The organism is Pirellulales bacterium (assembly GCA_035939775.1).
GTDB lineage: Bacteria > Planctomycetota > Planctomycetia > Pirellulales > DATAWG01 > DASZFO01.
This window is the reverse complement of sequence record DASZFO010000336.1, coordinates 24943-40684: the sequence shown is the minus strand read 5'-3', so window position 1 is coordinate 40684 and position 15742 is coordinate 24943. Positions and strand designations below refer to the sequence as shown.

The 15742-nt window shown below is 62.2% G+C and carries 9 protein-coding genes; 3 read left to right on the top strand and 6 right to left on the bottom strand.

Going from position 1 to position 15742, the window contains the following annotated elements:
* The first annotated feature begins 94 nt into the window (after window positions 1-94).
* Entirely contained in the window at window positions 95-1945 is a 1851-nt protein-coding gene (locus VGY55_21525) for a tetratricopeptide repeat protein (protein ID HEV2972562.1), read from the top strand.
* 98 nt (window positions 1946-2043) lie between these two features.
* Here the strand turns inward: VGY55_21525 and VGY55_21520 are convergent, their stop codons facing one another.
* The 4 genes from VGY55_21520 to VGY55_21505 all read right to left on the bottom strand — a co-directional run bounded on the left by VGY55_21520 (window position 2044) and on the right by VGY55_21505 (window position 6499).
* Window positions 2044-2772, bottom strand: coding sequence for an SDR family oxidoreductase (locus VGY55_21520; protein ID HEV2972561.1), 729 nt, complete (start codon window positions 2770-2772; stop codon window positions 2044-2046).
* A gap of 177 nt (window positions 2773-2949) precedes the next feature.
* Window positions 2950-4737 carry a sulfatase-like hydrolase/transferase gene (locus tag VGY55_21515; protein HEV2972560.1) on the bottom strand — a complete coding sequence of 596 codons (1788 nt, stop codon included), beginning with the start codon at window positions 4735-4737 and terminating at the stop codon, window positions 2950-2952.
* Entirely contained in the window at window positions 4734-5321 is a 588-nt protein-coding gene (locus VGY55_21510; GenBank protein HEV2972559.1) for a discoidin domain-containing protein, read from the bottom strand. Before VGY55_21510 ends, VGY55_21515 begins: the two co-directional genes overlap by 4 nt.
* A gap of 122 nt (window positions 5322-5443) precedes the next feature.
* Complete coding sequence (locus VGY55_21505) at window positions 5444-6499, bottom strand: class I SAM-dependent methyltransferase (protein HEV2972558.1); 1056 nt, start codon at window positions 6497-6499, stop codon at window positions 5444-5446.
* Window positions 6500-6669: 170 nt separating this feature from the next.
* Here VGY55_21505 and VGY55_21500 point away from each other — a divergent pair, with 170 nt between their 5' ends.
* Complete coding sequence (locus VGY55_21500; protein HEV2972557.1) at window positions 6670-7932, top strand: serine hydrolase domain-containing protein; 1263 nt, start codon at window positions 6670-6672, stop codon at window positions 7930-7932.
* Window positions 7933-7946: 14 nt separating this feature from the next.
* Here VGY55_21500 and VGY55_21495 read toward each other — a convergent pair whose 3' ends face one another.
* The gene (locus tag VGY55_21495; protein HEV2972556.1) at window positions 7947-8489 is read right to left on the bottom strand and encodes a hypothetical protein; all 543 of its coding nucleotides are present in this window, start codon (window positions 8487-8489) and stop codon (window positions 7947-7949) included.
* Window positions 8490-8529: 40 nt separating this feature from the next.
* On the bottom strand, window positions 8530-13386 hold the full coding sequence (locus tag VGY55_21490; protein ID HEV2972555.1) for an autotransporter-associated beta strand repeat-containing protein: 4857 nt from the start codon (window positions 13384-13386) through the stop codon (window positions 8530-8532).
* A 288-nt stretch (window positions 13387-13674) separates the two neighbouring features.
* On the opposite strand from VGY55_21490, the gene VGY55_21485 reads away from it, so the two are divergent.
* Window positions 13675-15729, top strand: a complete 2055-nt coding sequence (locus tag VGY55_21485; GenBank protein HEV2972554.1) for a redoxin domain-containing protein — start codon at window positions 13675-13677, stop codon at window positions 15727-15729.
* Window positions 15730-15742: the final 13 nt, after the last annotated feature.

The window sequence follows — 15742 nt, the reverse complement described above, 5'->3', positions numbered from 1 at the left end:
CCAACGGTCCGACCTCCGATTCTCGCTTGGCGGCATACCTCTGAACTGTAATAATATGCGCATTGGGGAAACTTTTCCGACGGAGTGCCATTCGATGAAACGCTACCTGCCCTTCGCGCTGCTATTTGCCGCCCTGTTCGTCTGCGCCGCGCGATTGCGAGCCGGCGAAAATGACGGCCAGGAGGATTTGGACAAGGCGACAGAGAAAAAGCTTTCGTCCGAAAACCTCGACGACTTGGCCGACGTGCTCAAGCTTTGCGAATCGGCGATGAAGAAGGGGCTGAGCCCCGCTAACACCCAGTTCGCGAATGATCTTTACACGAGCACGTTGCTCCAGCGCGGCACGATCCTGACCCAGGCCATCTTCGCCCAGAAGGAGGGGGTCACCCAGCGTTGGAAGCAACTTCGCGATTCGGCCCTGGTCGATCTCGACAAAGTCGTCACCCGCGATCAGAAATCCGGCACCGCCCAGTTGATGATCGCCAAACTGCAAGCTCTGCCCGACGGGGATCGAGCCAAGGCCCTCGCGGCCGCGGAACAGGCCGTGAAACTGATCAACAAGATCGACGAGCCGGCGCTCGCCGCGGCGGCGCTCGTGGTGCGGGCATCCGTCTCGGACGACTCCGACAAGCAGCTTGCCGACCTGAGCGAGGCGCTTCAGCTTAAGCCGGAAGATCAGGAAGCCCTCCAAGTTCGGGCCGTGCTGCTCATCGGCAAGAAGAAATACGACGATGCGCTCAAGGACCTCGACGCGCTCATCAAGGCCGATGCCGCGAACCCGCAGCAGAACCCGCGGCTCTATGAAGTTCGCGGCATGGTCTTGTTTCAGCTCAAGCAGCCCGAGAAGGCGATTGAAAGTTACGACAAGGCCATTAATTTGCAGCCCAACTCGGTCGAGCCGTATATCCAGCGGGCCCGAGTGCGAGCGCAGCAGAAAGACATGAAGGGGGCCCTCGAGGATTTGGAAACGGCCTTGAAGATCGATCCCGACAGCGCGACCGTGCTGCTGGCGCGGGCGCGGGTTCATCAGCAAGCCGGGGACTTGAAGAGGGCGAAGGCCGACGTCGAGGCGGTGCTCAAGACACACCCCGATCTACCCGACGTGATCGACGCCCGAGCGCTCGATGCGGCGATCTCGGCCGGCGCCGGCGACTACGACCAGGCCATCGCCGAACTCGAAGAGCTGCTCAAGATCATGCCCAAGAACGCGGAACTGCTCTACCAGATCGGCCAGTTGTATTCGATCAACAAGGAATACACCAAGGCGATCGGGAAGTACAACAGTGCGCTGGACTACGCGGAAAAGAAGAGCTGGCAGATCTATCGCGCTCGCGCCGATGCCTATCTCAACGTCGGCAAACACGTCGAGGCGATCAAGGACTACGAGGAGGCGTTCAAATCAGCGCCGGACGACTCGGGGCTGCTGAATAATTTCGCCTGGGTGCTGGCCACCTCACCCGACGAGAAACTTCGAGACGGTAAGCGTTCGCTCGAGATGGCCAAGAAGTCGTGCGACGAGGAAAACTACAAAAAGGCCCATATTCTGAGCACGTTGGGCGCCGCCTACGCCGAGACGGGCGACTTCGAGACGGCCATCAAATGGTCGTCGAAGGCCGTCGAGGTGGCCCGCTCCGGAACCGATCCGGAAGCCAACGACCCGGCCATCAAGGAACAGCTCCAAAAGGAACTCGATAGCTACAAGGAGAAAAAGCCGGTCCGCGAGTTGCTCAGCGAAGAAGATGCCGCCAAGGCGAAGCTCAAAAAGAAATCGGATGGCGACGCCAACTCGCCGGATGCAAAAAAGCCGGACGAGGCGACCAAGCCCGCCGACGCGACGAAGCCGGATGAAGAGAAGAAGCCCGACGGCGCGAAGAAGCCGGCCGACGAAAACAAACCGGACCTCGCCAAGAAATCCGACGACGAGAGGAAACCGGACGACAAATAGATCGCCTGACGAATCCGGCGGGGACCATCCCCGTCGCAACCTCCCTCTCCCGCTGGGAGAGGGTCGACGTAAGGGTCATCCCCGCAAGCTCCTTTCAATCACCAGCGGCCGAAATGAGCGCCGCCATCAACGTATAGGATGTCACCAGTGACCGTCGCGGCGTCGGTAAGGTAGATGACGGCGTCCGTGATTTCCTGGACCGTCGAAGGCCGACCCATCGGCGACAGGCTCTCCATCACGTCCTTCGGAGTGTCGCGGTGAAGCGGCGTGTAGACAGCGCCCGGCGCGACGGCGTTCACGCGGATGCCGTCCTTCGCGTACTCCATCGCCAAGTGCTGGGTGATCGTTTCAAGACCCCCTTTGGTGATCATCGGCACCGCCGCCGTGACGCCCCGGATCGGGTTGCGAGCAAGGGCCGCCGTGATCGTGACGATGCTCCCGCCCGTCTTTTGCGCCAGCATCTGCTTGATGGCGAGTTGCGTGATGTACAGGAAACCTTCGAGATTCGTCGAGACCAGCGACTTGAAGTCGTCGGACGTGTAATCCGTGAACGGCTTGGTGAAGAAGATGCCGGCGTTATTGACCAGCACGTCGATCGACTTGAAGCGAGACAGCGCCGTCTCGACGATCTTGGCGGCAGTCGTCGGGTCACCGATGTGGCCGTCCACCAGAGCGACGTGGTCGGAAGCCGCGACCTCGGTGGATTGGGTCACTTTCCGCGAATTTGCAACGACGTTGAAACCCCGTTCGACGAACGCTTTCACGATTCCCGCGCCGATCCCCTGCGAAGCTCCGGTCACGATGGCTGTCTTCCGTGGGCCGCTCATGGTTGTCTACCTCGAAAACGTCTTGTCACTAGAAGCAGTTTCAAAACCGCTGGGGCGACGGGGACAGTCCCCATTTTACTCCGAAGACTGCGCAAAACGGGGACAGTCCCCTGCGGTTTTGAAACTGCTTCTAGAAAAGGTCGCTCGTCAAGCGGGAAGTGGTTCAGGCAGTCTCGATCACTTTTCCTTCGCGGCGGCGGTGGCCTTGACGCGGACGTTGGTTACTTTGCCCTCGAAGGGATTGGGAGCGGTATACTCGCCGACCGCCGCCTTTCCTGACGAACCAACCGTGAGCCCTGCACCGGGTTGCTGTCGGATCAGGCCGTTTGCCATGCCTTCGGCCACTTGCTTTCCGTCGACTGAGATCGTCATGGCGCCGTCTTGACGGAGTGCCGCTTGGATTACGAAATGGCCATTTCCCAACGGATCTTTGGCGTTGATGGCTGTCAGTTCCGTGCCTTGCCGAACCGCAAAGGCGAGCTTCCCCTTGGTGAGATAAATGGCATAGCCGCGGGCAGGCCCCCCCTGCGACACAATCACGCCTTCGGTTCCCTCCGCCTCGATCTCCGCCGAGACTTCGAGCGCCTTCCCACCGATGCTCGGCGCTTCCGCGCTGGGCAAGCTGTCACCCGATTTCCATGGGCCGACCGCGCTGGCCGATCCGGAGACGGCGACGCGATTGTTCCTGCGGGGACCGTCGTTCTCCCGGTCAGTCTTACCGGCGGCAGGGTTCAGTTCCGCCAAGACCGCGGAGAGCCGCTGCCTCGCGGCTTTGCTTTGCTCGTTGCCGCTGGCCGGATCGACGGGCTTCTCGACGAACGGCGCGTCGCTCATGTCGAAGAACTTGCCCGCCTCGTTCAGCTTGAATCCCGGCTCGCGGACATACCAGTGAGCGCCGAGCTGGACGAAGGCCCACGCCCGGGGCGTGCCTGCCGCGCCGCGAAGCTGCGCAGCGAAACTCTGGCCGTCGGTCTTGAATCCCGCCGGCGGCTTCACTTCGGCAAGCTCGGCGAACGTGGCATACGGATCGGCAAAACTGATGATGTCGTCGAGCACCTTTCCCTTGGGCGTCACGGCGGGCCAGCTTGCAATAAGCGGAACGCGCGATCCGCCTTCGAGCATGCTCCCTTTCCAGCCGTTGACCATCCGGCCTTGCACGGGCGCCGGGTAACCGGCGGCGGTCCCGTTATCGCCGGAGAAGATGACGAGCGTGTTCTGCCGCAGCCCCAGCTTTTCCAATTCGGCCACGAGCGCGCCAAGCTGCTTGTCCATGTAGCGGATGTTGTCGTCGTAGAGCTTGTCGATGTTCTTCGTGCCTTGCGCCGTATCCGGCGTGCGAAGCGTGGGCTTATGTACGAGGTGCATCGCGTAATAGAAGAAAAACGGCTTGTCCTTGTGCCGCCGGAGAAAATCGAACGTGAAGTCCTGGATGACGTCGGGGCCGTAGGTGCCCTCCGGAAGATTGAGGGCTTGGCCGTTCTTGTTGTACCTGGTTTCCCAATACCAGCCGTTGGCGGTGTTGTCCGTAAGGTATTCGTCGAATCCCCAGTCGCTCGGCGCCTCGCCCACTTGCCGCCATTTGCCGGCTTGTCCCGTGGCGTAGCCGGCCTGCTTCAACAGCCTGGCCATCGGATATTCGTCGGCCGACTTCGCTCCCGGCCCGCCGGCGCGCCACGACTCGTTGGTCAATCCGCCGGTGTGATAGGCGTAACGCCCCGTCATCAGCAGACAGCGCGACGGCCCGCACAGGGGGGACGCATAGCAAGTACGAAAGCGGAGGCCGGATTCCGCCAGCGCATCGATATGCGGAGTCTGGTGCTTGTCGGCGCCGTAGCAGCTTACTCCATCAATGCCCAGATCGTCGGCAAGAACGAAGATGAGGTTGGGTTTCGACGGCTCGGCGGCGGCTGGCCCCGCCGCGGCGAAGAAAAGCAATATGAGCGAGAGTGGAATCGCGAGTTTCATCGTGATGTTCCTTCTGAATGTTGGATGCCGAAGACTTTGACTTCACTAATGCCCGCCCAGCAGCCCTCATCAAGCTCCGTCACGGTGATCTTCACGCGACGGACCTGGCGAGCATGCTCGAACTTGAGGTCGTGAAGCTGCGATGTGGAGGTGGTTTTTGATTGGTCGCTCAGCAGCGACCAGTGCTTACCGTCGGTCGAGCCTTCGACCTTGTAGCGGTATCTTTTTCCGTCGAAAGGCCAGCGGATCTGGCAACCGGAGAGGTCGAAGGGTTTTTCGAGATCGACCTGCCACCACTCCGGCCCTCCCTCCGGTTCGTCGTCGGCGGACCAGCGAGTCTCCGCATCGCCGTCGTTCGCCTTGGCCGCGTCGTGCTCATCGTTCTCAATCGACGAACTCGATGCCGGCTTGTTCAAGGCCAAGTTGACGGGCTCCGCGGCAAAAATCGGAACTCGCCCGCAGGCCAGCACGGAAAGGGCCGCAATCAGAGGCCACGTCGCCCGCCGCGTCCGCCCCGCGAAAACGCGGGCAATCGCGCACTTCGGCGGCAAAAAAAGCAGTCGCCATGCGTCCTCTAGCGTCATCACATTCTCTCCCTGACCGTCGTCGCCGAGTGACACTGCTTGACGGCTGCCGTTGCTTGGCGGGAACTCCGCTCGGGATGGCAGCCGTCAAGCAGTGCCACGTTTTGTGAGGGCCTCTTATTCTAAAGCCGCGCTTCGAGCACCAGATTGAACGGCGTCTGGGCCGCGCGGCGCAGGCGCGTGAATCCGCCGGCGGTGATCACTTCTCGCAGCCGCGCTTCCCCGGCTTGCGCGCCGAGCGCCGGCCCGTGATAGGCGAGCGAAGCCGGCACGCAGATCATCGTCGACGCGGCGTAAAACACCCGCCCGACCGGATTCAGGTTCTCCTCGACTCGGTCGCTGGCCAGCGGCTCGACCACCATCCATGCGCCATCGCGACCGAGCGTTTCCGCGACGTGCCGCGCCGCCCCAACCGGGTCTCCCATATCGTGCAGACAGTCGAAATGGGCGACGAAATCGAAGTCGCGGCCGGGGTAGTCAGTCGATCCGGCGACGTCGAACGTCACTCGGTCCGCCACGCCCGCTTCGGCCGCCCGCTTGCGCGCCGTCTCGATCGACGCGGCATGATTATCGAATCCGAAGAAACGGCTCTTGGGAAACGATTCGGCCATCAGAATGGTCGAGGCACCGTGCCCGCAACCGACGTCGGCCACTTTACCCCCCGCGGTCAGTTTTTCGCGGACCCCGGTCAAGGCCGGAATCCACGAGGCGATCAGGTTCCCGCGATAGTTCGGCCGAAAGAACCGCTCGGTGCCGGCGAAGAGTTGGCAGTCGTGCTCGCCCCAGGCCAGCCCGCCGCCGCTGCGAAAGTTTTCTACCATCTTCGGCTCGGCCTTGAACATGGCGGCAATCACTTGAAACGCGCCCGACACGAAAAACGGGCTCGTCTCATCGGCAAGCGCCGCGGCCTGCTCAGGCGGGAGCGTGTACGTCTCGGTCGTCGGATCGTAACTGACATACCCGCCGGCCGCCTGATTCCCGAGCCATTCGCGAATATAGCGCTCGGAGGTGCCGGTTCGCCGGGCGAGTTCCGCCGCGCTCAGCGGCCCGGCGCCGGCCATCGCTTTATACAATCCCAGCTTGTCGCCGATCAGCGCCAGCACGGCGCTCATCGCCGCTCCGATGTCCCCGACCGCCTGACCAAGAAACGCCTGCATCTTCGCTTCGTCGATTGCCATGGCCTGGGTCTCCCGGTTTATGAGCAATGGTCCAAATCGCGCACGCACATTATGCGCCTTGAACTGGGCCAGTGCCAAGTATGCCGACAGGATTGTCGGCGGCTTGGCACTGCGCTATGCTGATACTGGCTTGGATCACTAATCCTCATCTCCACAAAGGCGGATTTGAAATGAACGCCATTCAGAATCGAATCGCTCCACTGATTCTAATCGCTGCTGTCGCCATTTCGTTCAACCGGTTGCGCGCCGCAGAATCGCACGGGACGGCCCTTCAACCGAGCGCGCCGGACGCCGTCGGAATGGATGCCGACAAGCTAGCGAAGATCGGCCCGCGGATGCGGCAATTCGTCGCCGATAAACAGATCGCCGGGGCGGTGACGTTCGTGGCGCGGTCGGGAGTGGTGGTCCATCTCGAGGCAGTCGGGTCGGCCGACATCGCCCACGACCGTCCGATGACGATCGACTCCCTGTTCGCGATCGCATCGATGACGAAGCCGATCACGGCCACCGCGATCATGATCCTCCAAGACGAAGGAAAGCTCTCGGTGGACGATCCGGTCTCGAAATACATCCCGCAATTCAAGGATGTGCGGCTCGGCGATCATCCGCCGGCTCGGCCGATCACGATCCGCGACCTGATGACCCATACCGCGGGGATCAGTTCGCCCAACGGGAAAGGGCGGGGAGCGGCCACGTCGCTCCGCGAGACTGCGGAACGAATTGCCGCCGAGCCGCTTCAGTTCGAGCCTGGCTCCAAGTGGAAGTATAGCGATGGAATCACGGTGTGCGGCGCGATCATCGAGGCCGTGTCGGGGAAACCCTATGACGAATTCCTGCGGGAGCGCATCTTCGAGCCGCTGAAGATGACCGACACGACGTTTTTTCCAGACACCAAAGCGCGGCTGCGCCTAGCGACCATGTACCATCGCACCAAGGACGGCGAGTTGGAGGCCGTAGAAAGAACTTTCTCATCCGCCGATCCGGCTCAGCGCCGCACGCCGAGCCCGTCCGGCGGCCTGTACTCGACGGCGTCCGACATGGCCCGGTTCTATCAAATGGCCCTTGGCCGGTTGATCCACAGCGCTAACCCACTCGACGGCCAGTTAAATGGGCCCGGTAGTCATGTCGTCTCTCGAGCGGCTGTCGAGCAGATGACCCGCGTGCAGACGGGCGAAATTGTCACCGGTTTCACGCCGGGCAACGGCTGGGGATTGGGCTGGTGCATTGTCCGCCAGCCACAAGGGATCACCCGGATGCTCTCCCCGGGCACGTTCGGCCACGGCGGCGCGTTTGGCACCCAAGGCTGGATCGACCCGAAGCGCGAGCTGATCCTCGTGTTGATGGTCCAGCGGAACGATTTCGGCAACAGCGACGCCTCGGAAGTCCGCGAGGCATTCCAACAACTCGCCGTCGCCGCCGTGCGCGCGGAATAGAGGGCGTGCCGGCGCTAGGGGCGATTCTTTTGATCCAAGTCGGTCTTTGGTTTTGGCGGGGCGGCGCCTCCGTCTGCCGGCTTGGCTTTTTCGCTCCGGATTGGCGGGAGCGCGAGTTGGGCGATGTCGATCTTGCCATCTCCCAGAAAGACCGTAACGTGAAACAACTCCGGTGAGTATCCCAGATGTTGGATCTGCCACTGGCAGGGACCGGTGTGTCCTTGGTCGCTCCCGAACGCAGACGATGCATCCTTCGATTCCTTGGAAAACATCACCTCGATCTCGGTGCCGTCGACGGCCGCGAGGTCGGACAGGAACGAGTTCAGGCTAACAGTATCGCCGGCATAGTAGAGGTTCGTCGTGGCGTTGATGAAGTCGCCGACGATGAATTTGTATTTCTTGTTGGCCAGCACCGCTAGCCAGTCCTTGGCATCGCGACCCGACGCTGCGGAAACCGAGATGCTGGGCGTCGTCAGCGTGCCCCCCATGGCAACGGCGCTTCGAGCAGTCAAAAGAGACAGAGAAATAGTGATGGTGACCGAGAGCGCAAGGCGCATGGTCCTACTCCTTTCGTGGTTCGAGATTGGCCAACACGAGTCAGACGACGGCCGAGCGCGAAAAGTTCCCGCGACCAAGGAGCAGGCAAATGGCGCCGCCAAGAGCCAGCAACAGCAGCCCGGAAGGCTCCGGCACGGCGGAAGGGCTGCCGCCGAGATTCGCGCCTTCCACCGGCGGACCGGCCGGAATCGGATCGCCGCTGAAGCCCGCTGCGCTAGGAGGATCCAAGCTCGAAAAACCCGCCGCGCCGACAGCGAAGGGACCACTTGGCTGCAAGGACTCGGCCAGCGGGTTTCCACTTGAGTCCGAGGCGTCGGTTATCACGAGGCCGGGGCTGCCGGCAGTGCCGCCGATTATGAGCGCGCTTTGAACAATGTGATTGGCCGTCAAGTCGCTTCCCGCATTGACCTGCGTGGTGCCGCTACCGTCGATGCCGCCGACTTGCTGGTGCGTGCCAGAGACGAGGATGCCCGCAGCGGCGCTGCTATTGTTCGTGATGTTCACTCGGCTGGACCCGCTGCTAAGCGCCGAAACGGAGCCGGCCAGTTCCAAGGTCGCACCGTTATTGACCATCGCGGTGACGCCCGTGCCGATGGTGGCCGCGCCGGACGTGGCCTTGAAGCGCAACGTGCTCGAATCGTTGACGGCCAGCGAACTGGCCGAACCGAGCGTCGGAGCGCCGTCGGCCTCCAGAATCCCGCTGCCCCCTTCGGAGAACGCGGAATTGGCGTTGTTGGTGAACGTGCCGCCGAAGGTACCGCTCGACCCGCCGGCAAAGACGGCCGTGGTGTTGATGATGTTGAATGTCCCGCCCCCGTTATTCGTGACGAGTCCAGTGAAGATGGCCGGATTGTAGGCCACGACAATCGTCTTCCCATTCTCGTTCGTGACGGGGCCATTGACGGTGGTGACGCCGCCAGAAAACGTAATACTGCCGTTGTTGTCCAGTCCGGTCCCGCCGGTCGCGAAAGTGCCGTAGCCGCTGATCTGGCCCAAGTTGTTGAGCGGCTGGCCGCCGTTGTCGAACGTGCCGCCGGTGAGATTGATGAGGCTGCCGTTCGTAGGTAAACCGGGGATGACCAGCAGTTTATTGCCCGTGCCGATTCGGATCGTCCCGCCGGCCTGGTTGAAAAGCGAGCCGCCAAGGTAGAGGATGCCGCCGAAGGGTTCGATCGTGCCTGTGCCGGAGTTCGTGACCGCATTGCCCAGATTGCCGAAGCCGTTGATGGTGCCCGTGTTATTGATCGCTCCGCCGCCGAGCGCGGCCGTGATGGCGGACAACTGGATCGCGCCCGAGTTGGGGAAGGGCTGGGTGATGTTCAGCGTGCCGCCGGTGACCGCCACAAGTCCGCCACTGTTGGTGAAGGGGCTGGTGATCGTGCCGGGGCCGGAGACGGTGCCGCCCGGGCCGTTAGTCAGCAGGGCAGCGGTGCCGCTCATCAAGCCGCCATTCACATTGAGAGTGCCGAGGTTCGTCAACCTCGCGCCGTTGAGGTTGAAGGGGACCGCGACGGAGATATTGATGTTGCCACGATTGAGGTTGGCGGCGCTGGCGTCGGTGCTGAGATTGAGCGTTCCGCCGGCTATCGTGAGCGTCCCCTCGTTGTCGAGCCCCTGGCCATTGAGCGTGATCGTTCGGCCGGAAGGAATTGACACGTTGGCATCGTTCTCCATCCCGTTGCCGGCGGTGAAATCGGCGTTAAAGATTGCCGTTCCGGCGTTAATCAACCGGCCGTTGAACGTACCGCCGTTGTAGGTGAACGTGCCGGAATTCGCTAACGATGGGCCGCCGAATGTGCCACTGTTGAGCACGACGTTGGCGGAATTGTTCAGCGCTCCCGTAAGCGTTCCGCCGCTTAGGGCAAGTGTGCCGGCATTTACGTTGATCGGGCAGTTGCTCACGTTCTGATTGATTAAGGTTAGCGTGCCGGCGCCGATTTTAGTTAGCGTGTTGACGGCGGAGTTGATGCTCCCGCTGAGCGTGATATCGCCGGCGCCGCCGACCGTGAATGGGCCGCTTTCGGTGATGGTTCCGGCAAAGCTGGCGGGGTTAGCGCTGCCATTCACTAGCGCGCCATTGCCTCCGACACCGCTGCCCATGATCGTTAACGGCTCGGCGCCAACGGTCTGACCGCCGAGGTCCAGTGTGGCCCCACTGGCAACGATGGTGCCGCCCGCCGTGCCGCCTAAGGCGTTCGGATTGCCAAGAATCAGCGTGCCGGCGTTGACGGTCGTCGTGCCCGTGAACGTATTATTCCCGCTAAGGGTCAGCGCGCCGGCGCCGCTTTTTGCCAGCGATAGCGCCGTGCTGACGCCATCTTGCATAACGCCCGCGTAGGTGTTGCTCGTCGAGTTGTTGATTGTCAGCGTCGACGAAAACGCGCTGCTCATGACGACGGGGGCGCCGACCATGCCGGCATTGGTGTTCAACCCGCCGATCGTGCCGCTGACGCCCACCGAAAGAGTGCCCGTGCTGCCCGGGCCGAACGTGACGACGCCGGGCGATATGCCTCCGCTGCCGCCAATCAATTCGAGGATGGAACTCCCGTTGATCGTCACACCGCCGGTCAAGTTGTTGCTGGTGGGGATTTGCAGGTCGCCGGCGTTGATCGTTACACTTCCAGTAAAGGTCATGGTGGCGCCGCCGAGATTGATCAGGCCGTTGCCGTTTTTGACGAGCGACAGCGGGGTGCTGCCGGCCCCGTCCTGCAACGTGCCGCCGTAGTAGTTGAATCCGGCGTTGTTGATCGTGAGCGTTGCGGCCGTTCCATTATTGGCGTTCTGAATGACCGGAGCGCCGCTGTTGCTGAAGAGACCGCTGATCGCGACGCTGTTGCCGTTGAGGCTCAACGTTCCGGTGCTGGACGGCCCGAAGGTAACGAAATTAGGAGCACTGGAATTGAGCGCGCCGGGATTTCCGATCTGGAGATTGCCGGCGTTGATCGTCACGCCGCCGGTGAAGGTATTGTTGCCGCCAAGAGTCAGCGTCCCGCTTCCCGACTTCGTTAGTCCCAAGCTTCCGCCGCCGGGACCATCTTGCAGCGTGCCCGCGTATGTGTTGGCGGCAGAATTATTGACCGTCAGGACTGCCGAAGCGGCGTTGGCGTCTTGGACAACGGGGGCCCCCCCGGTGGCAGCCGTGAGACCACTGACGGTGACGCTGTTGCCATTGAGACTCAGAGTGCCCGTGCTGCCTCCACTGCCGTTGCTGAAGGCGACGGGATTAGGAGAACTCGAATTGAGGGCGCCGGGGTTGCCGAGTTGGAGCGTGCCGAAAAGGATTGTCACGCCGCCGGTGAAGGTGTTGTTGCCGGCGAGGGTCAAGTCGCCGACGTCTTCGAGAAGAGCGCCGCCGCCGCTGATGGCGCCATTGAGTGTAAGATTGACGCCGCCAGTTTCCACGTAAAACGCGCCGGTCCCCGCTGTGGCCAGTACGAACGGCATGTTGCTCGACGTCGTGCCACCCCCGTAAAAAAGCGTGCCGGTCTGGCCACTGGAACCGAGCGTAACGCTCGCGTTATTGCCCAAGGGACCATTGGTGCCGGCGTTGTTGAGGGTGCTGACGCCGAGCCCGCCGCTTTGAACCGTGAGGCCGCCACTGAAGCTGTTCGTGCCGTTCAGCAGCAGCTCGCCGGGACCCGCTTTGGTGAGCGCGAAATTTCCACTGACGGCGTTGCTGAGCGTGAGAGCGGAAGCGATGCTAACGCCGATGGTGGCGTTGCCAGTCAGCACCGTGCCATTTGTGGGCGTGATCGTCGAGAATTGATTGAAGCCGGTGATCTGTAATGCGCCGGCGCCTCCGATGCCCGTCCCCTGGAGGAAAAGGGTCGAGAAGGTCTCGTTCCGGCCGTTGGTGTCGAACGTACCGCTGGTGACCGTAACGGGGGCGAAGTCATAGATCTGATCTCCGCCGGTCCCGCCAAGTTGGACGGTGCCGCCGTTGACCGTCAGGCCAGGGCTGCCGACGGCGTGCGCGCTACTGTTGCTCATCTTACCTAGGACGACCGTGCCGCTGTTGACCACGAGTTGGAGGTTGTTATTGTCCGTCGTGCCGCTTAAGGTGAGCGTGTTGTTGCCGATCTTAGTGAGTACATTGACCGCGGTGTTGACGCTGCCGCTCAGCGTAAGATCGCCCGTGCCGCCGACCGTGAAGGGTGCGTTGGCGGTGATCGTCCCGGCGTAGCTGGCCGCCGTCGTGCTGCCGTTGACAAGCGCGCCATTGCTGCCGACGCCGGCGCCTTGAATGTTCATGGTGTTCGCCCCGATCGTCTGGCCGCCGAGATCCAGTGTGCCGCCGATGTTTACGCTGACAGCGTTGGACGTGCCCCCCAACGCGCCCGAGTTGCCGAGCGCCAGCGTGCCCGCATTGATTGCAACGGCGCCGGTGAATGTGTTGCCATCGTCGAGGAGCAGGTCGCCGGCACCGATTTTGGTAAGGCCCTGCGTGCCGGCTAGCACCAAGTTGACCGTTGCCGTGTCGTTATTGACCGTAATCGTCGGACTGCCGGACGAGACTGCAAGCGTGAGGATATCGGCTGCATTGCCGTTGTTGTCGAGGATCCAGTTGTTGCTCGGGGTCGTATCGCCGAATTTCAGTTGACCGATTGTGCGCGCCGAGTCGAGATGGACGGTGTTGTCGGCCGTGATGTTGAGCGTGCTGAAGTCGGCGATTCCGTCGGTCCCGTTGGCGATATTGCCGCCCGACCAATTGGCGTTGGCCGACCAAAGCCCGCCGCTCGTCGCGTCAATCCAGGTGCCGTTAGTGCCGGCCAGCGCATTGGATCCGGCCGCACCAACGGCCGACAACACGAACAGCAGAATCCTGAACGCACCCAATAGGCTGCGCCGCGGACAAGCGGCGGCCTGCGCGACGGCGAACCGATGAGACACGCACATGAGGCACTCCTACGTTTGAGGTGCTTAGCCGGCACCCCAGTATGCTAAAACCCGCCTCCGGCATTGGCAAGAATAAAGTGTTCGAGAATTGCCCCAAGGGGCGTTGCCCAGCGAAGTCGGTCAGTGCCGGCATCTCAATCGATCGTAAGGAGAATTCGGCGTCCCAATGTATCGGCATTTGGCGTCTCTTGCTCAGGATGCTTGCGGCGGACGATAATGCCCGAAGCGGCCAGCGGCGGCGACCTAATTGATCTATCGAACAAACGTATTTCAAATCGGAATGCTCTCATGATTCGGATCTTACGGTGCTTGCCGCTGATGGGTCTCCTCGTGCTATTCGCATCCTCCGCAATCGCCGCCGAGACGAGCGGCGCGGGGGCGAGTGGCCGGCGGGCGCCGCGCCTTAACGCCAGCGAGGCCGATTCGGTCGTCAACTTCAGCTTGCTCGACTACCGGGGCAAGTATTACGAGCTGCGGCGGGCCGACGCGCGCGTCGTCGTGCTGTACTTCGTCGGCCTCGATTGCCCCATTGCCCGGCAGAGCATGAGCAAGGTCGAAGCGCTGCAAGCCGAATTCAAAGACAAAGGCGTTATCGTCTGGCTCATCAATTCGATGCCGCAAGGAGACCCGAAGGACAGATTCGTCGAGGTGATCGGCAATCTGGCGGCCCGCGGCGTCCTGGCCGATCTGATCCCGCGCGACGGACCGGACGCCGACAACGAAATTCGCCGAGCGCGGGTGCTTTCCAATCTTTCCGGGCTGATGCCCATGCCGCTGGCGCTGGGCGACCGAGAAGACTTGAGGCAACAAGTGCTGACGGCGCGCCTCGGCGTGCTGCCGCTGTTGCGAGATAGCGACCAATTGGTGACGCACTATTTCGGCGTCAAGCGCACTTGCGAGGCGATCGCGATCGACGCGAAGAACATGACCATCCTCTATCGCGGCGCGATCGACGATCAGATGGTCCCCGGTGCGCAAAAGCCGAAGCCGACGGAGAATTACTTGCACTCGGCCCTGGCGGAGTTTCTAGACGGCAAGCCGGTCGCTAATCCCAAGACGCCGCCGCAAGGCTGCCTGATCAGCTTTGACTCGACGCTGGGGGAGCGTGAACCATCGTACAGCAAACAGATCGCTCCGCTGCTCGAAAGGAAATGCGTCGCCTGCCACAGCGCCGGGCATATCGGGCCGTTCGCGCTTGACGGCTACGACGCGGTGAAGCAATGGTCGGCGATGATGCAGGAAGTCGTGCTCGATCGCCGCATGCCGCCGTGGGACGCCGATCCGCGGTTCGGCAAATTCGCGAACGACTGCTCGCTGTCGGCCGCTGAAGCTCGCACGCTCTTGAAGTGGATCGAACACGGCTGCAATCGGGGCGACGGAGACGATCCGCTGGCCGCTCCAGCGCCCCCCACCGCGAAGTGGGCTCTCGGCGAACCCGATTTCGTCGTGAAGCTGCCGAGCCGGCAAACGATCCCGGCCACCGGCGTGCTCGACTACCGCTATCTCGATGCTGACTTCACGATGCCGCAAGATGGCTGGCTCCGCGCCGCCGTCTGCCGGCCGGACAACGCGAAGGTCGTGCACCACGTCATCGTCCGCGTCCGCTATCCACAAGACTACAAGGACATACCCAGCGAATCGTATTTCATCAGCACCTGGGCGCCGGGCGTGCCGCAAGGGGAATTCCCGGCCGGCACCGGCATCTTCCTCCCCAAGGGCGCGCGGTTCAACTTCGAGATGCACTACACGACCAACGGCGAGCCGCAATCCGATCAAAGCGAGATGGGCCTGTACCTGGCCAAAGAGCCGCCGAAGATGCGGCTGGAGGTACGGGGCTGCGAGTGCCGCGATCTCGTCATTCCGCCCGGCGAATCGAACGCCCAGCATTCTTGCTTTTACTGCTTCAAGCGCGACGCCTTGCTCTACGACCTCGGCCCGCACATGCACTTGCGCGGCTCATGGTTCAAATTCCAGTTCCTCTACCCCGACGGCACGCGCGAGACGGCCCTCTCCGTGCCGCACTACGATTTCAACTGGCAAAGCGGCCATCGCCTGGCCGAGCCGAAGCGCATCCCAGCCGGCACCTGGGTGATCTGCTCCGGCGGCTTCGACAACTCTGCCCGCAACCCGACGAACCCCGACCCGACGAAACAAGTCAAATTCGGCCTGCAAACATGGGACGAGATGTTCATGGGCTTCATGACGGTGGCGGAAGTGCCGGCGGAGAGTGGATCATCGTCTCAGCCGATTGCGCCAGCGAACGTGCAACGAGACTCAAACTTGCATCAACGATCCACCGCCGCGCCAACTAAAGCGAACCTCGGTCCCACTTCTGGTCATTAAACCTGTTCCTTTT

What these genes read in the sequence shown, in the direction of transcription:
- VGY55_21525 (HEV2972562.1), top strand. Translation starts at nt 95, where the DNA reads ATGAAACGCTACCTGCCCTTCGCGCTGCTATTTGCCGCCCTGTTCGTC.
- VGY55_21520 (HEV2972561.1), bottom strand. Translation starts at nt 2,772, where the DNA reads ATGAGCGGCCCACGGAAGACAGCCATCGTGACCGGAGCTTCGCAGGGG.
- VGY55_21515 (HEV2972560.1), bottom strand. Translation starts at nt 4,737, where the DNA reads ATGAAACTCGCGATTCCACTCTCGCTCATATTGCTTTTCTTCGCCGCG.
- VGY55_21510 (HEV2972559.1), bottom strand. Translation starts at nt 5,321, where the DNA reads ATGACGCTAGAGGACGCATGGCGACTGCTTTTTTTGCCGCCGAAGTGC.
- VGY55_21505 (HEV2972558.1), bottom strand. Translation starts at nt 6,499, where the DNA reads ATGGCAATCGACGAAGCGAAGATGCAGGCGTTTCTTGGTCAGGCGGTC.
- VGY55_21500 (HEV2972557.1), top strand. Translation starts at nt 6,670, where the DNA reads ATGAACGCCATTCAGAATCGAATCGCTCCACTGATTCTAATCGCTGCT.
- VGY55_21495 (HEV2972556.1), bottom strand. Translation starts at nt 8,489, where the DNA reads ATGCGCCTTGCGCTCTCGGTCACCATCACTATTTCTCTGTCTCTTTTG.
- VGY55_21490 (HEV2972555.1), bottom strand. Translation starts at nt 13,386, where the DNA reads ATGTGCGTGTCTCATCGGTTCGCCGTCGCGCAGGCCGCCGCTTGTCCG.
- VGY55_21485 (HEV2972554.1), top strand. Translation starts at nt 13,675, where the DNA reads ATGATTCGGATCTTACGGTGCTTGCCGCTGATGGGTCTCCTCGTGCTA.